The sequence below is a fragment of the Brevibacillus sp. HB1.2 genome (assembly GCF_013332495.1).
GTDB classification, from domain to species: domain Bacteria; phylum Bacillota; class Bacilli; order Brevibacillales; family Brevibacillaceae; genus Brevibacillus; species Brevibacillus porteri.
On the sequence record NZ_JABMIU010000004.1, the window covers coordinates 143,914 to 167,929 of the forward strand.

Sequence of the window (24,016 nt, forward strand, 5' to 3'; positions counted from 1 at the left end):
CCTACTTAGCTGAGAAATGAATGGCGGGGGTTTTCAGCTTCAACCTCTGAGATTACATCTTCGAAACTCTACTTTTGAAGCGCTCCCGACATTCATTTCTCAGCGGACAGTCTAACCCCTTGCGGGGCGTAGGCTGAAGCGTAGACTGGAAATGGGCTTCTTCCCCTCCACAACCGACACTAAAAACAAAAAGGATAGCACCTCGGGCGCTATCCTTTTTGTTATTACGGATTCACACTATTTTTCGGAGGAGAAGCCAAATCACGCAGGATCGCTACCTCTACCCGTCTGTTTTTCGCTCTGCCTTCTGCCGTTGTATTCGGCGCTACCGGATGGTATTCTCCCAAGCCAGTTGCGCTGAACTTCGTCGGGTCTAGGTTCTTGTTTTCCAGAAGCACCTTCAAGAAGTTCACCGAACGTTTGGCACTGAGATCCCAGTTGGATGGGAACTCTGCACGGCGAATCGGCACATTGTCCGTATGACCAGTTACGGTCACTTTTTTCGGGTGAGGCACCAGCATCGCTGCCATTTCAGAGGCAAGCTTTCTCGCTTCCGGTTTCAGATCAGCTTTACCGGAGTCAAACAGCGCATTGTCCAAAATGGTGATCAGCAGTCCTTCTTCGGTCAGCTTGGTCTGGAGCTTGTCCTGCAGCTTGTTTTGCTGAATGTATCCGTCCAGCTTTGTCTGCAGCTTTTTCAAGTCCTCTGTTTCTTTGCGGACCGCTTCTTCCAGACGCTTCTCTTCTTCTGTCTTCTGTTTTTCTGCTTCCTGTGCGCCTTTGTGCAAGGTCTGCTGCTGAAGTTCCGGGTCTAGCGGCACCGGACTCGGGTAGTTCATGACACCCACACCGCCGTTGATTGCAACGTTGAAGGACCGAACCATTTGGTCGAACTTCTTCGCATCCATCTCGCTAGAGGCGAACAACACGATAAACAAAGCGAGCAGAAGGGTGAGCAAGTCCGCGTATGGAATTAGCCAAGACTCGTCCATATGCTCTTCATGATGAGCATGTCTCTTTGGTCGCTTAGCCATTTACCGCAGCTCCTTCCTCCCTCTTCTCTTCCTTCATTTCTTCTTTCATTTCTGCACGCTCTTGGTATGGGATGTATACCAGCAGCTTTTGTTCAATCGCAGTCGGAGATACACCCGCTTGAATGGAAAGCAATCCTTCGACCATGATTTTTTTGATTTCGATTTCTGCCTTTGATTTCCGTTTGAGCTTGGTTGCGAACGGGTGCCATAATACGTAACCCGTGAAAATACCGAGCAAGGTAGCTACGAACGCCGCCGCAATCGATATACCCAATGCATCGATGTCACTCAAGTTACCCAAGGCGGCAATCAGACCGACAACGGCACCCAATACCCCGAGAGTCGGAGCGTAGCTTCCCGCTTGGCTAAAGACGAGTGCCCCTGCCTGATGGCGCTCTTCAATGGCGTGAATTTCTTCATTCAGAACATCGCGAACAAAATCCGGTTCCCCACCATCAATGATCATCTTCATGCCGTTACGCAGAAATGGATCTTCAATCTCATCAGAAGTGTTTTCCAGTGCAAGCAATCCTTCGCGACGAGCGATGGAAGCCCAGTTCATAAACTGACCGATCAATTCTTTTTTTTCAGGGAGCTTTTCTTCTTTAAAAATTATCTTGAAAAGAGCAGGAATACGTTTGATTTCCGACATAGGAAATGCGTTACAGATAGCAGCAACTGTACCTACGATGATGATCATAAACGCTGCTGGATTCAGTAATGCCATCGGACTCGCATGCTTCAAGATCATTCCGACCACTACTGCGATAATACCTAAAACTATACCTATCAAGGTAGACTTTTCCATCGTGACACTCCCTACTTCCATAATCGAAATCTATCTATATATGGTTTCGGAATTTTTGCTCTCACTTGTGAGGCTTTTTGAAAAAAACCGCTCATCCAAACGACTGAACTAGTCCAATCATGACCAAAAGTCCTAGAATGAACGAAAAAGTCGCGGAACGAGCATGACCATCTCCATGGCTTTCGGGGATGAGCTCCTTGTAAACGATAAATAACATCGCGCCTGCGGCAAAGGAAAGCCCATATGGCACCAGCCCTTGTACCACAGAGGTCAGGTAATAGCCACAGATCCCAGAGACGATTTCGACTGCTCCGGTCATCGTAGCCAAAATAAACGCCTTGAGACGACTAACCCTTTGATTGATCAGGAAGAGAGCGACCAGGAAGCCTTCTGGTGCATTTTGCAGACCGATCGCAAAAGAAATCAGGCCACCCAAGCCCGACTGTTCACTTGAATAACTCACGCCAACGGACAAGCCCTCCGGAATATTGTGCAAGGTAATCGCGGACAAAATCAGCAGCGATTGCGAATCCATCGAAATGTTGATTCTCGTATGTTCCAGATCGATATGCGGGACAATGCTTTCCAACACCGTAAGCAGCAATGTTCCGGTAAGTACTCCCAAACAAACGATAATAAATGGCGCGCTATGAAGTGCCTGTGGGATCAGACTGAATGTCGAGGCAGCCACCATAATTCCAGCCGTAAACGCCAGCAATATATCCCGCCATCGATGGGATACCGACTTGAAAAAAAGGATAGGCAAGGCGCCCACTCCAGTAGCCATGGCAGAAAGAAAGCTACCTATCAGTAGTTGTTCCATGTGTGTTCCTCCACGTAATAATGCCGCTCTTCAGATGATACCATTTAGGTTCACGTAAAAAGATATCCGGAACAAACGGCCTTCTACTATTCATATTTCCCGAATGGAGACGGTACGCCTTTTTGTTAGGCCTTTTTTGTTAAGCGGATCACATCCAGCAAATCGATTTTTTGTCTTGTTTTTTCATGATACAGCCATTTTTCCTGAACATGATCCACAAATAAAATTCCGTCTAAATGGTCGATTTCATGCTGCATACAAACAGCAAGGAATCCATCTGCTGCAAGGATCATTTCCTCACCTTGTCTGTTCAACGTCTTTACCTTTACATGCTCGGCTCTCTTTACGTTGCCATAGTAACCCGGAAAAGATAAGCAAGCTTCCATTCCGATTTGTTCGCCACTTTTTTCTATGATTTCCGGATTAATGAGCTCCATTAATCCATCTCCACAATCCATGACAATCACTCTGCGAAGAATTCCTACTTGAGGTGCGGCAAGGCCAGCACGGCCGTCCGTGGCATATAAGGTTTCAGCCATCTCATCCAGTAGCTTGAATGTTCTTGCATTCAGGTCATCCACTGGCTTGGCTACTTTGCGCAAGATCGGGTCTCCAAAAGGCAAAATCTGTTTCACTGCCATCTTCTTATGCTCCCTTCACTCTATTAGGCGGTGTATATGCCCACAAGTCATTTGGTGTACACTCCAGAGCTGTACAGAGTGCATCAAGTGTCTCGGCTTTCATTTGTTTGGGTTGACTGGTTAGTAAAGCACTGATGGAGGCTGGAGACAGACTGTAATTTGCTTTTTCTTTCAACAACCTCGCTAAAGCGGCTCCCGTCCAAACTCCTCTTTCTGCCATTACTTTTCGCAACATCCAGACAAGCATCTTTTCACCCCTCGACTTTTAGGTGTTAGCTAACTTTATTAGGCAATACCTAATATACCATATTTTCCTATAAAAATAAAAAAACGCCAAATGCTTGGCGTTTTTGACGTTCTACGTTTCCGAACGATATGTTTTTCCCAACTGATCACTCAGACCAAAATAATGGCGGAAGTTGTAGATCAGCGGATTCCATGCTTGAGGGTTCACGTGATGAGCACTTTGGACAATCTGTTTGTCTGCATGGACGTGACGTACTTCTGTCTCCACAATCGCAAACATGTCGGCATATTCCGGAAAACGGATTGTGCGGACAATTGCTTCGAGTTGAAGCGGGCATTCTCCCACTCGCTTTGGACGAACGATATCAGAGTCAACAGGAGTCAGCTTGGCTGCCTGAAACTTATCTGCTTCATAGCGGAAGCCCAGTTCTTTTTTATAAGCGGGTACGGGATTGCGGCCTGTTAGCGGAGCCAGCGCTTCCACTTGCTGCCACATGGAGGCATCTGGCAAATTGATAACACACTCGGGCCGCTGACGCAAATTTTCCAATCCATGCGAACCAAACCCGAGTCCCAGAATAACATAATTCCCCAACGCCCATGACGATGAAATGGGGCTGATATTCGTTGTTCCATCTTCATTTTCAGTCGTCAACAGGACGACGGGAGTTCCGTAATACAAAATCTTCGGTTGGATGGTCGTATGGCTAGTCATGAACATAGCCTCCTTTGACTAGAATCACTCTTGCTACGACTTATTCTAGTCGAGGATTATTTCCATCACGCTCGAAGTATGAATGTATGCTTACTTCCGCAAATTAGCGTGCTCCAGCTTTTTGCAGGATTTGTACAATCTCGTCATAGCCACGTTCTTTTGCACGATACAGTGGCGTTTTTCCTTCGCTATCCGGGATGTTCACATCAGCACCGTGGTCGATTAACAGTTGGACCATCTCTTGTTGTTTTTCTCCACCATCATTCAATACGATTGCTTCCATCAATGCTGTCCATCCTGGATTGTTCACATGGTTGACGTCTACATCCGTCCGGGTAAGAAGTTCCTTTGCTACTTCTACATACCCATGTTCTGCCGCTGGAATCAAAGGAGTACCTCCAAAGCGGTTGTAAATCTTCGTATCTGGACCTGCATCGATAACCAGCTTCAAGATTTCTAGGTATCCTTCTGCTCCCGCATACAAGAACGGATTATCTTGCCGGTCATCCTGAATGTTGATGTCAGCTCCTGCTTCAATGAGGACCTTCACGGTTTCCACATGGTTGCCGTGTGTAGCCGCCATCGCCGCTGTTCTTCCACGATCATCCTGTGCGTTTATCTCAGCCCCTGCTGCCAAGCTAGCCTTGACTTCATCGGTTTTGCCCTCAGCTGCGGCTGCAAGCATTTTATTGTTCCATGCTTTTATTTCCTCTTTAGACAGAGACGGCTTTTTACTTGTTTGGGACTGTTGCGGCGGCGGTGGTGTAGGTGTTTGTGTTGATTGCTGCTGTTGTTGCTGTGCTGTCGTGACTGTCGGGGCTGTTGTTGTCGGTTCATCCATGCAGCCAGTCAACAGCATGCCGAATGGGATCGCAGTGAGAATGAGTCGATACATCTGGTACATTCCTCCTCGGTTCGTCATTGTGATAAAGGTCTAAGCCCGGTTAAACACCGAGCTTAGATTGCCTGTTAGAGGTTTTGTTCGTTGTTACTTTGTCGTGAAGGTAAGACCTGCCCATTGCCCTACAGGCGTAACGGAATACATGGTATTTGGTTCTAGCTTGCCGCCGTTCATCATTTCGAAGATTCCGGTAGAGCCTTTGCGTGTTGTTACTTTGTATTGAGCAACCAGCTCAGTTCCATCCGGTGCTGTTAATTTGATTTGACGGGAAGCAAACAGTTCATCACGCGGATCACTGCTCAATCTTACTTCTAGCGTAGTTGGGTTTACTTCATTTACGGAGCGAATCGTCAGTGGGTTGATCGCTTTCGCTGTAAACTTGGAATCTTTGATATCAGCCCAATCCGTTGTAACGGTATACTCTACGCCTGGAATCAGTGTCTCACCTGCTGGCAAACGAAATTTTGGTTCCTGACGACCATCTGTCGCTTGTGTAAATGGAACGTACGTCGCAACGATTGGCTCGCCACCTTCTGGCGTGATGTACACTTGTGCCGTTCTCAGCGATGGAATGATTTCATAGTTCTTTCCCCGATATTGATTGTTTTGATCTAACACAAAGTCTAGACCATTGCGCTTGCCGACATAAGACGCAATCACATTTTCATAGTCTGTTACGCCAGCGCGCAGGCTTGATTCAATCTCAATCGTATCGTACGCTACCTGACGTGCTTCAACCATATCAATCAAGTCACTGTTCGTTTCAAAAGTACCAGCCATTTCGTCCTTATATGTCAACGTGTACGTCATGTTAGAAGTTTGAGGCGTCGTTGGAACATAGTAAGTAGCTATTGTGCCTGTCTTTAACTGCGGGATATTGCGAATCGTCAAACCGTTATCGAATTGGAAATTTTCCTGAGCTTTTGCCAATACCAAATCTTCCGCCACGAGTGGAGCGGACAAGGTCACTTCCAATGTGATCGGATTGAGCGACTTGATGCTCTGTACTTCTGCGTTTTCATCTGGTTGGGCATCCGTTGTAACAGACACGTTTCGCGCTGTAGCCCATTCTCCTACTGGCTCCACCTGATAGGTGACATTCGACTCCAGCTCTTTTCCATCCATAATTTCAAACGTTCCCGTTGCCCCATTGCGCGTCGTAAATTTATATTGGGCAACCAGTTCTGTTCCATCTGGAGCTGTCAATGTGATGCGGCGGAGTGGAAAAATCTCTTCGCGCGGATCGCGTCGCAGTGTTACGTCGAGTGTGGTTTCATTCTTTGCTTTTACAGACTGGATGGTAAGTGGATCAACATCTCTCGCTGTGAAGGTAGCGTCACGGAAATCAGCCCAATCCGAAGAGACTGTGTAAGTTACACCTGGCTCCAATTCTTCTCCCGCTGGTAGGCGGAATTTCGGTTCTTGAACTCCATCTGTATTTTGGGTAAACGGAACGTATGTGGCAACGATCGGCTCACCGTTTCGTGGTGTCAAGGTTACTTGTGTACCGCGCAAGGATGAGATGATTTGGTATTCTCTCCCTCTATAACGGTTGTCCTCATCCAATTCAAAATCAAGGCCGCCTCGTTTGCCTGCATATGCTTCGATCACATTTCCGTAATCGGTTACGCGGTCACCTAGACGAGACTCGAGCTCAATCGTATCATTGGACACTTGACGCGCTTCTCGCATGTTAATTTTTTCATCGCTTGCCTCAAAGGTGCCCATTTCCTCGCCTTTGTAAGTGAAGGTATACGTTGTGCCTTCCTCTTGCGGAGTAGTAGGTACGATGTAGGTAGATTCGAATCCTGTTTTTCGTTGTGGAACATTTCGAATGGTCAGGTCGTTATCGAATTCGAAGTTTTTTAGCGCGTTGTTTAGTTCGACTTCTGTTGAGCTAAGTGGCTCTGCAAAGGTGATTTCTAGTGTAATCGAGTTCAGAGACTTGATGCTCGTCACCTCGACAGCTTCTCTGTCATCCTGCTTATCATGAGAGGCTGCTCTCGCTACTGTATCCATGTTCAGAACGTTGAAAGGAACCGCTACCCCTGTTCCAAGCATCGACGCGAGTAAAAGTAGTGAGAGGTGCTTTTTCGTTTTCTTCATACGATCATCTCCTTGTCTACGATGGGGGATCAACCCTCTGAATCTATCGTAGTCGGAAGAAATAAACTCCTACTAAACCTGTTCTTAATGAACTATTTCCTAAAGATTAACTTTTTCTAAAAAAATGGCAGAGGAAAGAAGAAAAAACAAAAACGCCAGTCACTTTGGCGTTTTTGCGTTCGTTTATTCGATTATGTCTACACCTTAAATCGGCGAATCATGTGTTGTAGCTCTTCTGCCATATTGGAAAGAGCTGTCGCTGACGAAGCGATTTCCTCCATGGAAGCGAGCTGCTGCTGTGTAGCAGCGGAAACGTTCTGCGTGCCATCCGCAGTCAAGTCAGAAACTTCGCTGACCAGCTCCATCGCCTGTACGACCTGTTCGGAATGGGCAGACACTTCCTGGGCAGATGCAGACACGTCGTGAATCTGGTCGGCTACTGTGCCAATCGAGTTCTGAATATGACCGAACGTTTCGCCCGCACGATGAACGACGCGAATTCCTTCTTGTACTTCCCGGGTGCCTGTTTCCATCGATTCGACGGCGACTTTTGTATCTGTCTGAATCGTACTGATCAACTGCGCGATTTTTTGGGCGGACTGTGCCGATTGCTCTGCCAGCTTCCGCACTTCATCTGCTACCACCGCGAATCCACGGCCGTGCTCTCCTGCGCGTGCTGCTTCAATCGCTGCATTGAGGGCGAGCAGATTGGTCTGATCCGCAATGCCTGTAATGACTTCGATGATTTCTCCGATTGCTTGAGAATGATTGCCCAGACCATCTACCACGGCTGAGAGCTCACGCATGGAGTCGTGGATCGCATTCATTTGTTTAACAGCATCCTGAATGGACTGGTTCCCTTCTCCCGCCATGTTGGCGACTTCGCTCACCATATTGGAGGTTTGCTGTGCGTTGCTTGCGATTTGACGAATTCCTCGTGACATATCATCAATGGATTTCGCTCCATTCTCTACACTCGCTACCTGACGATCAACTCCTGCTGCCACTTCTTGAACAGTAACAGCAATCTGTTCGGTTGCCCGGCTCGTCTGATCTGCGCTTGCCGTCAGTTGCTCTGCCGATGCGGCTACCTGCTCCGATGTCCCACCTACCTGACGAATGACAGAAGTTAGACTGGTCGCCATTTCATTAAACGAATTCGTCAGATCCAAAATCTCGTCACGAGTTTTGACAACCAATGGCTCTGCTCTCAAATCTCCATCAGCGACTTTCTTCATCTCTTCCATCAAACGCACGATCGGTTGACGGATATTTACGGTCAGCCAGATAGCCAATGATATACCTGCTATCACAGAGACAACCATGACGATGAGCATATCGCGTTTTACGGATTCGTACATTTCTGCGCTTTCCGTGCCAACGCGTTGGGCTCCTTCGCTGTTATACGTAATCAGTGCATCCAAGTATTTTTTGCGTTCAAGAAACAGTTCACTGCTTTTTTTCTTGATGAGCTCCAGCTCAGCCATGTCTGCATCGCTAGCAGCCTTTCTGATATCCACTCTTTTGCCGATTTCGACGAACTGAGGGTTGAATTCTTCGTATTTTTTCAGAGCCTGCTTCAATCCCTCATAATTTTGGCGGTCTTCTTCACCGACAATCGTTTTTTCATAGCTGGCTAATAACCCGTCAATATAGGCAAATTGATCATCCACTGTTTTTGCATACTTGTTCTTGTCATCCATGTTCTCTGTTGTGAGCATGGTTTGAGTAACTCCGTAAATGGTTTCCAGCGTCATGTTTATCTTCAGAATGTCTTCTAATCCCGGGCGCCAGCTTGTATTCATTTCCACCATCTTCTGGTTCATTTCCTGCATCTTTACAATACTTGTTATTCCCGTAAAAATAATGATGACCAGGACAAATGCGAATGCACCGCCCAGTTTTTTTCCGATCGTCCATTTCATTTCGTAAACACCACTTTTCTTAACGTAATGATGATAGCGTAATCTCCTTTTCCCGCCCAACTGATGGAATAAACCTTAATGCGCACAAAAAAATTGATCTTTACACAAAAATTTAAATCCACAATTCAGAAAACTCCTGTAAGATAGATGAAAATAAAGCGGAATGGAGGACGGTTGATGCAAAACTACGATGTCATTATTGTTGGAGCAGGATCGATGGGAATGGCAGCTGGCTACTATCTGGCGAAACAGGGTGTGCGTACACTCATGATCGATGCCTTTGATCCCCCACACACGATGGGCAGCCATCATGGGGATACCCGTATCATTCGCCATGCGTATGGAGAAGGAAAACAGTACGTCCCGCTTGCGTTGCGAGCGCAACAGTTGTGGTCAGAATTGGAACAAGCATCCAGCATACCGATCTTCGCCAAAACAGGTGTTTTGAACGCAGGACCCTTGCATTGTCCTTTCCTGAATGAAATTCGGGAGAGCGCTGAGCAGTACTCCCTTCCCTTGGAAGTACTTAGTGCCAATGAGGTCATGCAACGCTGGCCAGGAATCAATCTGCCTGCTGATTACTACGGCTGCCTGGAGCCTACTTCAGGTGTGCTTTATTCTGAAAACGGCATCCGCGCCTATCGAGAGCTCGCCCTTGCCGCAGGAGCTACGCTGTTGACGAACACGCCAGTCATGCAGTTGGAGCCAGCAGGTAATGGGTTCATCGTGCATACGGAATCTGCCAGCTACCACGGCGATAAAGTCCTTCTATCCGCCGGTGCTTGGAATGGTTCTCTCCTTGACTCGTTGGGCTTGTCCATCCCGCTCACCCCTACACGCAAAACGGTTGCCTGGTTTGGTGCAGATGAGAGCCAGTACAGTGCGGATGGATTTCCCGCTTTCATCTTTCGCCTTCATGACTCTATGTTCTACGGATTTCCCAGCTTTGATGGCATTGGTGTAAAAATCGGACGCCATGACGGAGGACTAGCCATCGATCCTGATAAACTGGAACGTACCTTTGGCACCTATTTGTCGGACGAAGGGGATGTTCGTTCCTTTTTGGAAGCGTATATGCCTGGTGCCGCCGGACCATTGCGACAAGGCAAGGTATGCATCTACACCATGACGCCTGATGAGCATTTCGTCATTGACCGTCATCCTGAACACCCACAGCTTGTATTTGCAGCAGGCTTTTCCGGGCATGGTTTTAAATTCGCCAGTGCGATCGGGGAAGCGACCAGCCAACTGCTGGTAGAGGGAGCATCTTCCCTCGACTTGTCTATGTTTTCTTGGAAGCGATTCTCCTGAACACACACGAATGAGCGAAAAAAGCCTCTCGCCGCATTTTATGGCAGGAGGCTTTTGTTCGTTTTACCACTCCCAAGACAAAGATCCGATCTGCGCTGAAATTCGACTGCTCACTTGTATGGGAAGTCCAGAAGCTCGCATGGTGGAACGACCGTTGTCGTAGGGAAACAGGTAGGCGAAACCAGGCCGAGTCGCCTGATTGACCAGATAGGCAGACCTCATTGCTCCCGCTCTTCGTTGTTCATTCAAAAATGCTACCATCTCACTCGCTCGTTTGATCCCCGCACCATGCCCGTAATACAAGCCATTGCCGAGCACGACTGCATTTTCTCCTTGCCACTGAGGTGTCGCGCGATCGTAATCAGGATTGGCAAAATAAATCACATCACCAGGCAAGAAGGTATTTGTCCGCAATGTTTGCAAGTCTAGATCCTGATCGTACCGCCAGTCATATAGTAAGATGTCCGCAAACATTCTCTCAAAATCGGGTAAACGAATGGACTGTAGGACTGCATGATAAATAATAACGACCATCGCGGTTGCGCACTCTGTAGCGTATTTTTGGCCCTCACGAAAAATATTGATAATCCCGCTGGATGGCGACACTCCCGGTCGCAAGCGGAATCCGCCCTGGTCTGTTCGAATCCAGTAAGCTGGATTGGCACGAGATTCTTCAAAAGTAGAAAAGGCCAGGCCGCTTTCGTTCAGTGCCAAGGCAGACCTCACCAGATGATCGCGCATTTTCAGTTCAAATTGCAGGAGCTCAGGAGTCGGATATTCAAATACTTCATCACTTCGTGCCATAATCGCTACCGTTTCACGCTGTACCGGATTTAATCCCCATTCCGCTGCCAACGAGGCGGGATTAGCTGGTCTCCCCGCTATGACGATCATATACAACCTCCCCTTCACACACTGTCCTTCTTATTTGTATGCGAATGCCCATGTCCAAGTGATCGACTAAGAAAAACCATGAGTCAACATAGTGGAGGAGAAGAAAAAGCACCGTTCTCTTCGACTCTGACACGCCAGCAGGGGGGATTCACTGGACGTCTCCATTACAAAAAGGGGACCGTCGAGCCAAAGCCACCCTACGGGCGGAAGATTCTCAGGGGAGAAGTGTTCGACAAGCGTGGTCTCCTTTTTGTAGTTCCGACTGGGTAGGCGTTGTCAAGGTCTACGAGCCCTGTGCTTTTTCTTCTCACTAGCCTTGTGCGTTGATCGGTACCTTCTAAAACTTGCACGTTGTGCTGATTGAAAATAGAGTAATAGACTGGAATCCTTGATATGGCGGGAGTTCTTTCACGAAAAATCTTCAGTCTCACAGAATAAGATTTAGACTTGTACCCAAATTTAAAAGCCGCTGACTATGACTTGGAAAATATAGTCTTAGACTGCGGCTGCTTATTTTGCGCTAACGTTCTCCGATAGTTGAAAAGTGCTGTTGATCATGACGATCTACATGTATTCCTAACCTTGGGAATGTCTTAAAGAAGCTGCCATTATTTCGGCTTCTTAATTGTGAGGGTTGAGGTTTGTTTTTACTCTATTACTATCAATTTTTTCTGATACAATGACTTCATCCTATAAGAAAGGTTGGTATGGGTAGTAATGAAGAATGAAAGTCAACCTTACACGGATTTTAGAGAAATGTACCGAGATATCGATTTCGCAGCAGAAACTTACTACAACGAGTTTTTTCATGCCTACAAGACGGATGGGCAATTTCCCGAAGTATATACGCTCGAGCAAACGAAAAGAGCTTCTAGTGCCATCCAACTTCTTCAACTCTTGGAATGGGAATGGAACCCGGTTCGTTTACTGGCATTACTATCGACAGTAGGTGCTGCCTTAGGAATCGGACGCCCTATACCTGTTTATGATTTTTGTTCAATGATTGAAGGTGCAGCGCTAATAGGTTCTCCATATTTAGACTACTATACTAAAAAGAAAGACATTCTTATAGCTACGTTGGAGATGTTTGCAAATGAGGAACCATAGAAGTTAAAAAGCACGTTATACCGTTAAACCCCGCCTCGACTCTGATAGAGCTTGTGGCGGGGTTTGGCAATTTGCAGAGTGCCTAATTTGCACTCTGGTAAATTTATTTTTTATAAATGCCTATTTACCAAAAAATCCCCCGCCTTTTTAACCAGACGAGGGATTTCCTTTTTAGCCTTGTGCTTGCTTGACTGTATGTGGTGCCGGGGTCGAGACGTGCTTTAAGCGTGAGAACATATAGCAGCCGACAATGACGATTACGCTGCCGAGCAATTGGATGATGGTCATACGCTCCCCGAGTAAAAGAAAGGCGAGAATGGCCGTAAAAATAGGATTGAAATTGAGGAACATACCTGCTGAGGTTGCGCCAACCTTTTGTACACCAATATTCCACAACACCATGCTGACGACAGTCGCCATTACACCAACGTAGAACAACGACAGCCAGAACGTCCAGTCTGTGTTGCTAATCGTAAATGTGGTGACATTAAAGGGCAGCATCAGCGCGACACCGAAAATCCCCGAGTACAGTGTGGACATCATCGGCGAGACCGTCTTCATCGCCCAACGCCCGCATACGGAGTAAATCCCCCACATGGCGACAGCGGCGAGCATCCACAAATCACCCGTGTTAAAGTGCAATTGGGACAAGTGTGCGAAGTCTCCTTTTGTCATCACCACAAGGACGCCTGCAAACGAGACAAGCATCGCGACAATCTGCAACGGTCGAATCTTTTCACCCACCAGCAAAAAGGAAAAAATCGCGATCGAAACTGGATTCAGCGTGGACAATAGACCAACATTGGTCGCGTCTGTCCGCTCAAGTGCCCAGAACATGAATAAATTAAAAAGTGCTACGCCGGTCACTCCCATCACGATCAAAGGAAGAAGTGCCTCTCGCGTTGGGAAAATCCGTTTTTCGCGTATCCAAACAACCGGCAACAAGCAAACAACAGCAATGAGCCAGCGCAAATTGGTCAGCGTCAAGGAAGACGCGTGCCCGACAAGGAATTTACCAACAACAAAATTTCCTCCCCAAAGGAAGCTGGTACAGAGTAATAGGACGATATATAGCGGTCTCATGTTGCCTCCTGCCAAGATGAAAGAGTTATGGAGCTTTTATTTGTCCTCTATCATACACCTTTCGCCAGCATTTGGGCGGTCACGTTGCACTTTCCATTTTTATCCTTTTAAAATCCAAATCCATGAGTGAAATAAAAAAAGGGCTATCTAACAGCCCCTTCCTTCACACAGCCAGCCACGACATGATCACCGGCAGCAAGGTAAACGCCCACACCACCGTAATCATCGCTCCGGCGATCACAGCCAAAGTCGCACTGCTTCCTTCTGTTTCCCCACGCTCAAAAGCTTTGACCATCCCCAACGCATGTGCGCCCATTCCGTACATCAAGCCGATGGACACTGGATGACGGAGCCTCATTCTCTTGATGATTTTAGGAGCCAAAAAAACGCCTGCAAAGCTGGTCAGCATGCCGAAAACGGCTGTCATCGTAGGCATTCCGCCAATCGCCTCCGTTACGCTCACCGCAATTGGCAAGGTAATCGAGCGAGGAATGACGCTAAGCGCCGCTTCTTTTCCCAATCCGACTAACATCGTCGTGGAGACACCTGCAATGATAGCGATGAGGGAACCCGTAGCAAGACTCGTCAAAATCATCCGGCGATGCGCCATTAACACCGACCAATTTCGGTACAGCGGAATCGCAAACGCCACTGTGACTACGCTCATCATTTCACTAATGAGCGAGGTCGCTTCACTGTACACCTGATAAGGAATGCCTGCGAAAAGCAAAAACAGAATCAAACCGATCGGCGCCAATATGGCCGGAGAAAACAGCAGAGACGCTCTTTTCTTGTTGAACCTTTTTGCTGCATAGAAGAAAACGAGTGTCAGGAGCACGCTAGACGTTTTCCACAGGATCATGCTGTTTCACCTCTCCACGATTGAACATACGCTCAGCAATAACACCTGTCGAAATCATCACAAGCGCACAACCGCTTACGACTACCACAAGGACCAGTAATCCTTTTATTCCTAATAACCATGGATATTGCATCATCCCGACCAGCGATGGTACGAAAAACAGGATCATCTGCGAGAATAACAGAGTCGCCCCTGCTTCCACCCACTGTAGACGAATCAAGCCGGTATATAGACAAATGAACAAAAGCGCGAGTCCGATCAGACTGCCGGGAACAGGAAGGTGAAAAAACGAGCTCACCCATTTCCCGAGCCAGGTGAAACCGAACAATAGCAAAACTTGTGCAATGATGGAGAACCATCTTTTCATCGAGACCACCCCAGTTGCTCTACAAAGGTTGTTCAAAAAGTCACCTTTTGAACGAGTTACCTTCATTCTAAGCCGTCTCGATTCCATTCGTACAATACATAAAATTCATCATTTCTATTCCATTTGGTTATGGCTGTACATTTTCTCTACAAACGATATGAAAGCCTTTGTCGCATGCGATAAATACCCTTCTTTTCGATAAATCAAAGCATACTGCCAGTCAATCACTGGGTAGGAAATGTTGACGGTGTGCAAATTCCCGTTATTCAAGCGTCCCACGATGGAGCGTGGAATGAGTGATATCCCTAGTTGAGTAGCCACCATCTCTCCGACAAAATCCCATAAAGAGCTCATGTAAGCGACTTTCGGTTCAAAGCCGGACAGCTTGCACGCTTGGCGCACTACATCGTGCATCGCGTATTCTTCGGTAAACAAAATGAAAGCCTCGTCCTTAAGCTGTTCCAAGCTCACCTCATCGGCTCCCGCCAGCCAATGATCCCGATGAACGATCGCGACGAGGTCCTCTGCGAGCAAGGGAACCGCCACAAATTTCTCCTGATCCGTTGGAAGAACGGTTAATGCCACCTCAATGCTTCCTTGCTCCATTTGGATTTCAAGCAGCTTGGCGCTGTATTCCTTCATCTCGATATCGATGCCTGGATACTGCTTTTTAAACAAGGCAATCACATTCGGCAAGAGAAAAGAACCCACGGTCGGCATCATACCCAGTTTGACCCGACCACGCTCGACATTTCGCAATTCTGCAATCGATGACGACATACCTTCCATCAGCTGCAACACTTTGGTCGCATAGCTGTAGACCATTTCCCCTGCGTCTGTCAGATCCATTTTCCGCTCCGTCCGATCCAGCAGAACTACCTCTAGCTCTTCTTCCAATGCCTTGATCATTTTGCTGATAGAAGGCTGGGAGACGTGGAGGGATTGCGCGGCCTTCGTAAAGTTTTTATGTTTGACTACTTCCACAAAGTAATGCAGCTGTCGAATATCCATGGTGCCCTCCGTCTTCGTCCAATCAAAAGCGTTAGCTACAGATTACCACAGGCGAGAGTATGCAAAAAAGCCAGGTACGCAGTCGCGCCCTGGCTTTTCCTCCAGCTTGAGTTACTTCACGGTTACCTGTATTTTTACGACTTTTCCATTATACGTAGCGGCAATCGTTGCGCGACCTGCTTTCACAGCCGTGAGCTTGCCATCCGCTACAGTCACAACGGAGCTGTTCGTGGAGATCCAGTCTGCATCGACTGTGACATCGACCTTGGTTTTGTCGGTATAGACAGCAGATACCTTCAAGTCTTTTGATTCGCCGACTTTGAGATCTGCCTTTTTCGTGTCAAATTCTAGCTTGGAGATAATAGCAGACTCTACAGGGATCGAGATTGTCTTTCCACCGTAAGTTGCTTTGATTCTCGCTTTGCCAGAACCTACAGTTGTCACGACTCCGTTTTCAACTGTGGCGACTTTTTCATCGTCGGATGTCCACTTGGCTTTGCTTGTTACATCGACCTTTTCTTTGCTAGACAAGATAGCCAGCAGCGTAACCGACTGGGTAGTGCCTGGACGCAGATACAGCTTTTTCTTATCGCTGTCCAGCTTGGAGACGACATCCACCTCTACTGGAATGGATACGTTTTTTCCACCGTACTTCACTTTGAGTTTCGCTGTGCCCGAACTTACTGCTGTAACCAAACCATTCGTGACCGTTACGATTTCCGTATCATCGCTTTCCCACTCTGCATTGGCGGTTACATCAGAGGTAGACTTGTCTGAGAAGGTTGCTGTTGCGTTTACCTGCTTCGTGCCTCCCACGTTGAGAACCAGTTTCTTCTGGTCAGCAGTGAGCTTGGAAATCACATCGATCTCAACAGGGACACTCACACTTTTGCCCCCGAAGCTTGCTTTCACTCTTGTTTTACCCGAACTAACAGCGGTTACCAAGCCTTTTTCAACGCGTGCGATGTCACTGTCAGAGGAAGTCCACTCTGCTTGCTGTGTGACGTCTTCTGTTGTTTTATCCGTGTATTGCACGCGGACGTTCAACTGCTGCGTCCCCGCTTTTTTCAATTTTATTGTCTTTGTATCAACCACAAGCTTGGAAATCTTCTTCTGCGTACTTGTCGTCGCAGAATTTGCCAATGCCGGTACTTGGCCGACACTGGAAAAGATCAGCCCAACGGTAACAGCCGTAGCGAGCATACCTTTTTGCCAGTTTCTCATGCTCACATCCCACTCCTTTTCCTTTCTACTTTTCCACCATTTTCTATATCGGCTAAACTGCCGTACTTGTTGAATACAAAATGGCAAAGAAAGTCATGATTCTTCTGCCCATGTCCCTGCCAAGGGAGCAAAGTGCTGCATCGCCAAAGCTCCTGCCCCCATCACGATTGCCTCCCCCTTCAATTCGGAAGGAATGACGCGAAATTTCCCCTTGAATGGCTCCCAGATCACTTGATCGCTATGCTCCTCGACCAAATCAATGATTTCGCGATAATTCTCCACCAAATCACCACTTACAATCACAGTATCTGGATTGTACATGCATACAATATTGTTAATCGTGATTCCGAGGTACAACGCGGTACGGGAGACGATTTCCTTCGCCCAGCGCTCTTCGTTTCTCGCTGCCGCGAACACCTGACGGACATCACTGACATCCTTCACCCGACGCGCTTCCATGATCAAAGAATTTTCGTCTATGTATGTTTGCAGGCATCCGCGCTTTCCGCATTCACACAGATTCCCATTCGGATCGAGCGTCGTATGCCCCAGCTCTCCTGCGCTATTGGAGCCTCCGCGAAACACTTCGCCATTGATAATTAAAGCAGAGCCGATACCCGTGCCAATGCCAATCAAGGCTGTCTTGTTCGAGCCTTTGGCCGATCCGTACAAGTACTCCGAGAGGATTTTCACCTTCAAATCGTTGTCGATAACAGTTTTGATTTTCAGCCTTTTTTCAATCAGGCTGGCAAACGCTACGTCCTTCCAGTCCAGCGTAGTGGATAGCTGAACAATCCCTCGCTCATAATTAATCACCCCTGGCATCCCAATGCCGATCCCGACCACTTTTTCTAACGGAATGCCTGTCTGTTTGAGTATCCCTTCAATCTCGTTACAAATCAGTTCAGCCGTCTCTTCCGGTGTAGAATCCTGTGTTTTATGATCCATCCGGTGCTGTGCAATAATTGCTTCGCTAAAGTCCATGATCCCAAAGCTGATGCGCTTTTTTGCCATGTCCACGCCGATTGTATAAATGGCCCCCGGCTCGATGTCGAGCATAATTGCCTTCCTGCCCACACCTGATGAGGTTAGCTCTGTCTCTCGAATCAGTCCTTCTTCGCACAGCTCATTTACAAATCTGCCAATCGAGGTGGCACTCATCCGCGTAATTTTGGCGATTTCTGCACGCGATATCGGTCTCTGCTTTTTGATAATGTCGAGGATCATTTGCTTGTTATGCTGCTTGGTCACGTCCTGATCTTGCTTCATGATTTTTTTCATCTTACAAAACTCCCATCTTGCTTGAATTCCCGGTAGTATTCCTGCGCGATTATTCTCACACTACCTGTCGCCATTTATTACGTCAACTGGGCCAAACAAAAACCATCCGAATCACCTCGGATGGTTTCTACGTTGCTATCGCTTGTTGTTGTTCAAATCATACGGTGTCTCTTGGTAAACGTAATAGTTTAACCAGTTGGAAAACATCAAATTCGCATGTGCGCGCCAAGTGACAATAGGCTCGCGATTTGGGTCGTCCTTTGGATAGTAATTACGCGGAACAGCAATGTCCAAGCCTTTGTTCACATCCCGCTGGTACTCATCTTGCAGGGTGGTCGGATCATACTCGGAATGTCCTGTCACAAAAATTTGTCGACCATCCCTCGTCGCTACGATGTAAACACCTGATTCATCAGACTCGGACAATATCTCCAATTCAGGCACTTGCTCGATGTCTTCCCTGCGATTTTCGGTATGCCTGGAATGCGGAATGTAGAAGTAGTTATCAAATCCGCGGAACAACTTCACCTTTTGCTTATTGAGTGTATGAGGGAAGATTCCGAACATTTTTTCTGGCAAAGGATGCTTCGGAACGCCAAAGTGGTGGTAAAGACCCGCTTGTGCTCCCCAACAAATATGCAGGGTCGAAGTGACGTTCTCCATTTTCCAATCGAGGATTTTTGTCAGCTCCTGCCAATACGTGACGTCTGTAAACTCGAGCTGTTCCACTGGTGCTCCGGTGATGATCATGCCATCAAATCGCTGGTCACAGATCTCCTCAAACGTTTTATAAAACATCGATAAATGTTCTTCCGACGTATTTTTGGACGTATGACTGGACATGTGCAAAAGCACGATTTCCACCTGTAGCGGTGTATTCCCCAGGAGGCGGAGCAACTGTGTTTCCGTTGTTTCCTTCACGGGCATGAGGTTGAGAATGACGATCCTGAGCGGTCGTATGTCCTGTGTGAAGGCACGGCTATCCTTCATCACAAAAATATTTTCTTGGGCGAGTATTTCCGTTGCAGGCAATTCGTCGGGCAATTTGATTGGCATAAAGATCCCCCTTTCCATCCTTTGAACACAGGTAGAAAAACAATAATCCGACAAATTCGACAAAAATACTAGACTTCCTGCCAATCCCACAGGGGAAAACGAAAAGATCCCCTTGCAAGCAAGTTGCAAGAGGTCTCTTCCCTTAAATCCAGCCGCGCGCTTCCATCGCCTCCGTAATTCGCAATAGCGAGATCATATAGGCTCCCGTGCGCAAGTCTACCTTGTATTGATCAGAGAGTTCTTTCACAGCACGATAGGCGTTAATCATGGTCGTTTGCAGCTTTTCGTTTACCTCAACCTCGGACCAGTAGTAATTCATCAGGTTTTGCACCCATTCAAAATAAGAAACCGTTACGCCACCTGCGTTGGCGAGAATATCTGGGATCACGGTAATCCCTTTTTCCCGCAAAATGGCATCCGCATCCGGTGTAGTAGGTCCATTTGCTGCTTCTGCAATCCACTTGGCCTGAATGCTGTGGGCATTCGCTGCTGTGATGACATTTTCCAATGCGGCCGGGATCAGAATATCCACTTCCAGCTCTAATAGTTGTTCATTGGAGATGACCGTACCACCTGCATACTCCAAAATGGTGGCGTTGTCTTTTAACTGCCCTACCTGTTCGATGTCCAAGCCAGCAGCATCATAAATACCTCCACGTGAGTCACTGACCGCCACGATTTTGAAGCCCAGCTCTGTCAAAAGTCTGGCAGCAATTCTTCCCGCGTTGCCGAATCCTTGAATCGCGACGGTTGTTTGTTCTGGCTTGCGTCCAGAATCTTTAAGCGCCTCTAGTATGGTAAAGACACATCCGCGGGCAGTCGCTTCGTTTCTTCCTTTGGAACCGCCGACACTCAGCGGTTTTCCCGTGATCACTCCCGGAGAATAGGTGCCTTTTAATCGACTGTACGTATCCATCATCCACCCCATGATTTGTGGGGTCGTATACACATCGGGTGCAGGTATGTCTGTCTCCGGTCCGACAATATCAGCGATAGCTTCCATGAAGCCGCGGCTGACTCGTTCCAGCTCACTTTTGCTGAATTCGTGGGGATCACATATGACGCCACCTTTTCCACCGCCATAAGGAAGACCAACCACGCCACATTTGAATGACATCCACATGGAGAGCGCCTTGACTTCATCCATCGTCACATCCGGATGAAAGCGAATCCCTCCTTTGGTCGGCCCTACCGCATCATTATGCTGAGATCGGTAGCCTTCAAAGACACGCACGCTACCATCGTCCATCTTGACAGGAAAACTGACAGCCAATACTCGTTTGGGTCGCTTTAAAATTTCTACAGCATCGCTTCGCAATCCCAACAGTGCCGCTGCAGCATCAATCTGTTTCTGCACAATCTCGTATGGATTCAGGTTTTCTTTCTCTACAGTATTTAGCATCTCTCTTCCTCCCCAATACTTTTCACACGCATTTTCCACATCACCTTGGCGCAGAGCTAAAGGATGAATGGAGTAATTATATACGATGCAAGTAAATTCAGACAATTCATTTTCTTTGTTTTCACATTATTGTGTTATTTTTGGGAAACAAATAAAAAACGCCCGATGCATCCTCTCGACACATCAGACGTTTTTCTCTTATTTTTTCAAATACGTCTTCATCAGCTTTGTTTTCGTCTCCCACATCTCTTCGCTGATGTGCAGACGGTAATGCTCCGGATTCAGCATGCGCAAGTATTCAGGCCAGAACAGCTTGAGTTGCTCACGATGGTAGTTGCGAATCTCTTGAAGGTTCGGCAGTTCATAGACCAGTTCCCCATCCACAAATACCGGAATTAGCAAAGACTCTGCCTGGTAGTTCTCCAAATGCTTGCTCAAATACGTATGGCTCGGATGGAACAAATGGAGAGGTCCTCCATCATCGACTGTTGTTTCATGTGGGAAGCACATATAGTCAGCAATCGCTTTGCCTGTTTCCGGATCAATCAATCGGTACATATCTTTGATGCCTGGCGTTGTGACTTTTTCCGGATTCCCGGAGATTTTGATGGTCGGCTGATATTCTCCGTCCGCTCCTTCACGCGCCACCAGCTTGTATACGCCTCCGAGTGTCGGCTGATCCGCTGCCGTGATGAGCTGCGTTCCTACTCCCCAGCTATTTACGCGTGCTCCTTGTACCTTCAGGTTCATAATCGTGTGCTCATCGAGATCGTTGGAAGCGACAATTTGCACATCGGTCATGCCTGCCTTATCAAGCATTTCACGAGTCTTGCAGGACAAGTACGTCAAGTCGCCACTGTCCAAGCGCACCGCCGTCAGCTTTTTACCTTGTTTCTCCAGGCGTTTTCCGACCTTAATTGCATTAGGCACGCCGCTTTTGAGCGTATCATACGTATCAACCAGCAAGGTTACCTGTCCTGGTAGAGCTGCTGCGAAGCGCTCAAATGCTTCTTCCTCACTCTCAAAGCTCTGTACCCATGAGTGAGCGTGCGTCCCTTTTGTCGGAATGCCAAACATTTTCCCTGCCAGCATATTCGAGGTCGCATCGAAACCTGCCAAATACGCTGCCCGCGTCCCCCACAACGCAGCATCTGCCTCCTGCGCCCTTCTTGTTCCGAACTCCATAAGAACATCATTGCCCGCCACGTTTTTAATCCGCGAAGCTTTGGTCGCAATCAGCGTCTGGTAGTTCATGTAGTTCAACAGGGCCGTCTCAACCAGCTGCGCCTCCATGACACGCCCCTCTACGCGAATCAGCGGCTCGTTCGGGAAAACCACGGTACCTTCCTTCACGGAATAGAGCGAGCCCTTAAAACGAAGCTGGCGCAGCTCTTCCAAAAACTTCGGATCGTAGTTCTCCTCCTGCTCACTCAAATACTTGAGATCGCTTTCTTCAAAGCTCAAATTTTTTATATAAGAAACAATGCGTTCCAATCCGGCAGATACGGCGTATCCGTTTCCAAAAGGTAGCTTGCGGAAAAATGCTTCGAAAACGACCTTTTGATTGTGCGTTCCGTTCACCCAATGGGCGTACATCATGTTGATCTGATATTTATCTGTGTGTAGTGCCACACCAAATGATTGCATGTCACTGAGGCCTCCTGTGTATTCCTTTCTATCATCATACCAGAAGCGTCCGCTGGTGCCCATCCGCTGTGGAGGATATGAGGGAATGTGGTATAGTATGGGGATAAAAAGAGAAGCAATCGTGCAGGCTGGGAGTGAGTATTAGTTGAACAGAAAAGTCGTTACGATTAGTAAAGGTTTGCCTAAAAGTAATATGTACAACGGTAAGGAATATCTCTCCGGCATTTGGAAGGAAGAAGCCGATGAGCTCGTTGTCCGTTCCGAGAAAATTGATGACGACGATATCGCGAATCCAGAGTACCATGGCGGCCCAGACCGCGTCGTCTGTGCGTATCCTTTTGAACATTATGCCCATTGGGAGAAGTTATTCGGCCAACCACTGACCAATGCGGCATTCGGAGAAAATCTCACGCTTGCTGGCATGACCGAAGAGCAGGTCTGCATCGGGGATGTGTATCAATTCGGTGATACCATCCTGCAAGTGACGCAAGGCAGATTTCCTTGCGCGACCATCAACAAGCGCAACAACAATAACCAGCTGCTCAAAGCGGTGGTGGAAATGGGCTATACGGGTTATTTCTTCCGCGTCTTGCAGGAAGGGACGATCAAGCCAGACTCCAAGATTACCCTCATCACTGCACATCCAAAACAAGTAACGGTAGCGTCGATTCACCACTTATACTTCCACGACAAGTCACCATCCCAAGAGACGATTCAGCGTATGCTTGAGGTGGAGGAATTGGCGCAGCCTTGGCGAAAAAAACTACTGGAAAAACTGGATAAGTAGCAGTAATAGCGAAAGGAACGTCTCATGCGAATTAATAAGTTCATCAGTGAAACCGGCATTTGCTCACGAAGAGAAGCCGATAAATTAATCGAGGCCAAGCGTGTGACGATCAATGGCCAAGTCGCGGAGCTAGGAAGTACGGTTGCGTCAGGAGATGATGTGCGCATCGATGGACAGCCGCTCGGTTCCAAAAAGAAAGATGTCTATATCGCCTTGAACAAGCCTGTCGGAATTACGTGTACCACTGAACTGCATGTCAAAGGCAACATCATCGATTTCGTGAATCACCCGGAGCGGATTTTTCCTATCGGACGTCTGGATAAGGATTCGCAAGGCCTCATCCTGTTAACTAATGACGGGGATATCGTAAACAAAGTTTTGCGTGCTGAAAACAATCATGACAAAGAGTACATCGTCACCGTAGACAAGCCCATCACGGCGAATTTCTTACACGGAATGGCAAACGGCGTACGTATTCTCGGAACAACTACAAAGCCTTGCAAAGTAACCAAAGTCAGCGACCGCGTCTTCAATATCGTGCTGACGCAAGGGCTGAATCGGCAAATCAGACGGATGTGCCAGGCTTTTGGTTATCAGGTGCGAAAGCTAGAGCGGGTACGTATCATGAACATTATGCTGGGGAATTTGAAATTGGGGCAATGGCGCAATCTGACGGCCAAAGAATTAACTGATCTGAATAAAAGCTTGTGAAATAGGGACGGGTTGGAGTCTGTATAGTGGCTCCTTCCCGTCTTTCGTATCTGCATATGAATATTTTGTTTTTA

At 47.5% G+C, this 24,016-nt stretch carries 23 protein-coding genes; 4 read left to right on the top strand and 19 right to left on the bottom strand.

Going from position 1 to position 24,016, the window contains the following annotated elements; translation table 11 throughout:
* Positions 1-224: 224 nt before the first annotated feature.
* From motB to HPY28_RS12295, 9 genes are all read right to left on the bottom strand, one after another.
* Positions 225-1,034: a flagellar motor protein MotB gene (gene motB / locus HPY28_RS12255; RefSeq protein WP_017249990.1), complete on the bottom strand. Its 810-nt coding sequence runs from the start codon at positions 1,032-1,034 to the stop codon at positions 225-227.
* On the bottom strand, positions 1,027-1,842 hold the full coding sequence (motA, locus tag HPY28_RS12260) for a flagellar motor stator protein MotA (RefSeq protein ID WP_017249989.1): 816 nt from the start codon (positions 1,840-1,842) through the stop codon (positions 1,027-1,029). The genes motB and motA overlap by 8 nt, the downstream gene beginning before the upstream one ends.
* Before the next feature lie 91 nt (positions 1,843-1,933).
* Complete coding sequence (locus HPY28_RS12265) at positions 1,934-2,665, bottom strand: ZIP family metal transporter (RefSeq protein WP_017249988.1); 732 nt, start codon at positions 2,663-2,665, stop codon at positions 1,934-1,936.
* A gap of 125 nt (positions 2,666-2,790) precedes the next feature.
* Positions 2,791-3,306: a peptide deformylase gene (def, locus tag HPY28_RS12270; RefSeq protein WP_017249987.1), complete on the bottom strand. Its 516-nt coding sequence runs from the start codon at positions 3,304-3,306 to the stop codon at positions 2,791-2,793.
* A gap of 4 nt (positions 3,307-3,310) precedes the next feature.
* Complete coding sequence (locus tag HPY28_RS12275; RefSeq protein WP_007722000.1) at positions 3,311-3,553, bottom strand: helix-turn-helix domain-containing protein; 243 nt, start codon at positions 3,551-3,553, stop codon at positions 3,311-3,313.
* A gap of 111 nt (positions 3,554-3,664) precedes the next feature.
* Positions 3,665-4,267 (bottom strand): flavin reductase family protein, encoded by a 603-nt coding sequence (locus HPY28_RS12280; protein ID WP_017249986.1) that lies wholly within the window; start codon positions 4,265-4,267, stop codon positions 3,665-3,667.
* A 103-nt stretch (positions 4,268-4,370) separates the two neighbouring features.
* Positions 4,371-5,162, bottom strand: a complete 792-nt coding sequence (locus HPY28_RS12285) for an ankyrin repeat domain-containing protein (protein ID WP_173622717.1) — start codon at positions 5,160-5,162, stop codon at positions 4,371-4,373.
* Positions 5,163-5,255: 93 nt separating this feature from the next.
* Complete coding sequence (locus HPY28_RS12290) at positions 5,256-7,274, bottom strand: hypothetical protein (RefSeq protein WP_174230640.1); 2,019 nt, start codon at positions 7,272-7,274, stop codon at positions 5,256-5,258.
* Positions 7,275-7,471: 197 nt separating this feature from the next.
* The gene (locus HPY28_RS12295; RefSeq protein ID WP_017249983.1) at positions 7,472-9,199 is read right to left on the bottom strand and encodes a methyl-accepting chemotaxis protein; all 1,728 of its coding nucleotides are present in this window, start codon (positions 9,197-9,199) and stop codon (positions 7,472-7,474) included.
* A gap of 177 nt (positions 9,200-9,376) precedes the next feature.
* Between HPY28_RS12295 and solA the strand changes: the two genes are divergently transcribed.
* Complete coding sequence (gene solA / locus HPY28_RS12300; protein ID WP_173622716.1) at positions 9,377-10,510, top strand: N-methyl-L-tryptophan oxidase; 1,134 nt, start codon at positions 9,377-9,379, stop codon at positions 10,508-10,510.
* A 63-nt stretch (positions 10,511-10,573) separates the two neighbouring features.
* On the opposite strand, the gene HPY28_RS12305 is transcribed toward solA, so the two are convergent.
* Positions 10,574-11,404 (bottom strand): protein-glutamine gamma-glutamyltransferase, encoded by an 831-nt coding sequence (locus tag HPY28_RS12305; RefSeq protein ID WP_173622715.1) that lies wholly within the window; start codon positions 11,402-11,404, stop codon positions 10,574-10,576.
* A gap of 717 nt (positions 11,405-12,121) precedes the next feature.
* Here HPY28_RS12305 and HPY28_RS12310 point away from each other — a divergent pair.
* On the top strand, positions 12,122-12,511 hold the full coding sequence (locus HPY28_RS12310) for a hypothetical protein (RefSeq protein WP_174230641.1): 390 nt from the start codon (positions 12,122-12,124) through the stop codon (positions 12,509-12,511).
* A 171-nt stretch (positions 12,512-12,682) separates the two neighbouring features.
* Here the strand turns inward: HPY28_RS12310 and HPY28_RS12315 are convergent, their stop codons facing one another.
* The 9 genes from HPY28_RS12315 to HPY28_RS12355 all read right to left on the bottom strand — a co-directional run bounded on the left by HPY28_RS12315 (position 12,683) and on the right by HPY28_RS12355 (position 22,444).
* Positions 12,683-13,594, bottom strand: a complete 912-nt coding sequence (locus tag HPY28_RS12315; RefSeq protein ID WP_174230642.1) for a DMT family transporter — start codon at positions 13,592-13,594, stop codon at positions 12,683-12,685.
* Positions 13,595-13,757: 163 nt separating this feature from the next.
* Complete coding sequence (locus tag HPY28_RS12320; protein WP_174225043.1) at positions 13,758-14,456, bottom strand: LrgB family protein; 699 nt, start codon at positions 14,454-14,456, stop codon at positions 13,758-13,760.
* Complete coding sequence (locus tag HPY28_RS12325) at positions 14,434-14,823, bottom strand: CidA/LrgA family protein (RefSeq protein ID WP_017249977.1); 390 nt, start codon at positions 14,821-14,823, stop codon at positions 14,434-14,436. Before HPY28_RS12325 ends, HPY28_RS12320 begins: the two co-directional genes overlap by 23 nt.
* A 114-nt stretch (positions 14,824-14,937) precedes the next feature.
* Positions 14,938-15,834 carry a LysR family transcriptional regulator gene (locus HPY28_RS12330; protein ID WP_174230643.1) on the bottom strand — a complete coding sequence of 299 codons (897 nt, stop codon included), beginning with the start codon at positions 15,832-15,834 and terminating at the stop codon, positions 14,938-14,940.
* 111 nt (positions 15,835-15,945) lie between these two features.
* Positions 15,946-17,058: an Ig-like domain-containing protein gene (locus tag HPY28_RS12335; RefSeq protein ID WP_069846922.1), complete on the bottom strand. Its 1,113-nt coding sequence runs from the start codon at positions 17,056-17,058 to the stop codon at positions 15,946-15,948.
* A gap of 93 nt (positions 17,059-17,151) precedes the next feature.
* On the bottom strand, positions 17,152-18,339 hold the full coding sequence (locus HPY28_RS12340) for an ROK family transcriptional regulator (RefSeq protein ID WP_017249974.1): 1,188 nt from the start codon (positions 18,337-18,339) through the stop codon (positions 17,152-17,154).
* 135 nt (positions 18,340-18,474) lie between these two features.
* Complete coding sequence (metA, locus tag HPY28_RS12345; RefSeq protein WP_017249973.1) at positions 18,475-19,395, bottom strand: homoserine O-acetyltransferase MetA; 921 nt, start codon at positions 19,393-19,395, stop codon at positions 18,475-18,477.
* Between the two features lie 142 nt (positions 19,396-19,537).
* Positions 19,538-20,797, bottom strand: coding sequence for a Glu/Leu/Phe/Val family dehydrogenase (locus HPY28_RS12350; protein ID WP_017249972.1), 1,260 nt, complete (start codon positions 20,795-20,797; stop codon positions 19,538-19,540).
* A gap of 198 nt (positions 20,798-20,995) precedes the next feature.
* The gene (locus HPY28_RS12355) at positions 20,996-22,444 is read right to left on the bottom strand and encodes a nicotinate phosphoribosyltransferase (RefSeq protein WP_017249971.1); all 1,449 of its coding nucleotides are present in this window, start codon (positions 22,442-22,444) and stop codon (positions 20,996-20,998) included.
* A 145-nt stretch (positions 22,445-22,589) separates the two neighbouring features.
* Between HPY28_RS12355 and HPY28_RS12360 the strand changes: the two genes are divergently transcribed.
* Together HPY28_RS12360 and rluF are read left to right on the top strand one after the other, a co-directional pair.
* The gene (locus tag HPY28_RS12360) at positions 22,590-23,231 is read left to right on the top strand and encodes an MOSC domain-containing protein (RefSeq protein ID WP_017249970.1); all 642 of its coding nucleotides are present in this window, start codon (positions 22,590-22,592) and stop codon (positions 23,229-23,231) included.
* Between the two features lie 24 nt (positions 23,232-23,255).
* Entirely contained in the window at positions 23,256-23,942 is a 687-nt protein-coding gene (gene rluF, locus HPY28_RS12365) for a 23S rRNA pseudouridine(2604) synthase RluF (protein WP_017249969.1), read from the top strand.
* Positions 23,943-24,016: the final 74 nt, after the last annotated feature.

Bases quoted from the DNA above. Each gene is read 5' to 3' on its own strand.
- motB (WP_017249990.1), bottom strand. From the start codon at position 1,034: ATGGCTAAGCGACCAAAGAGACATGCTCATCATGAAGAGCATATGGAC.
- motA (WP_017249989.1), bottom strand. From the start codon at position 1,842: ATGGAAAAGTCTACCTTGATAGGTATAGTTTTAGGTATTATCGCAGTA.
- HPY28_RS12265 (WP_017249988.1), bottom strand. From the start codon at position 2,665: ATGGAACAACTACTGATAGGTAGCTTTCTTTCTGCCATGGCTACTGGA.
- def (WP_017249987.1), bottom strand. From the start codon at position 3,306: ATGGCAGTGAAACAGATTTTGCCTTTTGGAGACCCGATCTTGCGCAAA.
- HPY28_RS12275 (WP_007722000.1), bottom strand. From the start codon at position 3,553: ATGCTTGTCTGGATGTTGCGAAAAGTAATGGCAGAAAGAGGAGTTTGG.
- HPY28_RS12280 (WP_017249986.1), bottom strand. From the start codon at position 4,267: ATGACTAGCCATACGACCATCCAACCGAAGATTTTGTATTACGGAACT.
- HPY28_RS12285 (WP_173622717.1), bottom strand. From the start codon at position 5,162: ATGTATCGACTCATTCTCACTGCGATCCCATTCGGCATGCTGTTGACT.
- HPY28_RS12290 (WP_174230640.1), bottom strand. From the start codon at position 7,274: ATGAAGAAAACGAAAAAGCACCTCTCACTACTTTTACTCGCGTCGATG.
- HPY28_RS12295 (WP_017249983.1), bottom strand. From the start codon at position 9,199: ATGAAATGGACGATCGGAAAAAAACTGGGCGGTGCATTCGCATTTGTC.
- solA (WP_173622716.1), top strand. From the start codon at position 9,377: ATGCAAAACTACGATGTCATTATTGTTGGAGCAGGATCGATGGGAATG.
- HPY28_RS12305 (WP_173622715.1), bottom strand. From the start codon at position 11,404: ATGATCGTCATAGCGGGGAGACCAGCTAATCCCGCCTCGTTGGCAGCG.
- HPY28_RS12310 (WP_174230641.1), top strand. From the start codon at position 12,122: ATGAAGAATGAAAGTCAACCTTACACGGATTTTAGAGAAATGTACCGA.
- HPY28_RS12315 (WP_174230642.1), bottom strand. From the start codon at position 13,594: ATGAGACCGCTATATATCGTCCTATTACTCTGTACCAGCTTCCTTTGG.
- HPY28_RS12320 (WP_174225043.1), bottom strand. From the start codon at position 14,456: ATGATCCTGTGGAAAACGTCTAGCGTGCTCCTGACACTCGTTTTCTTC.
- HPY28_RS12325 (WP_017249977.1), bottom strand. From the start codon at position 14,823: ATGAAAAGATGGTTCTCCATCATTGCACAAGTTTTGCTATTGTTCGGT.
- HPY28_RS12330 (WP_174230643.1), bottom strand. From the start codon at position 15,834: ATGGATATTCGACAGCTGCATTACTTTGTGGAAGTAGTCAAACATAAA.
- HPY28_RS12335 (WP_069846922.1), bottom strand. From the start codon at position 17,058: ATGAGAAACTGGCAAAAAGGTATGCTCGCTACGGCTGTTACCGTTGGG.
- HPY28_RS12340 (WP_017249974.1), bottom strand. From the start codon at position 18,339: ATGAAAAAAATCATGAAGCAAGATCAGGACGTGACCAAGCAGCATAAC.
- metA (WP_017249973.1), bottom strand. From the start codon at position 19,395: ATGCCAATCAAATTGCCCGACGAATTGCCTGCAACGGAAATACTCGCC.
- HPY28_RS12350 (WP_017249972.1), bottom strand. From the start codon at position 20,797: ATGCTAAATACTGTAGAGAAAGAAAACCTGAATCCATACGAGATTGTG.
- HPY28_RS12355 (WP_017249971.1), bottom strand. From the start codon at position 22,444: ATGCAATCATTTGGTGTGGCACTACACACAGATAAATATCAGATCAAC.
- rluF (WP_017249969.1), top strand. From the start codon at position 23,256: ATGCGAATTAATAAGTTCATCAGTGAAACCGGCATTTGCTCACGAAGA.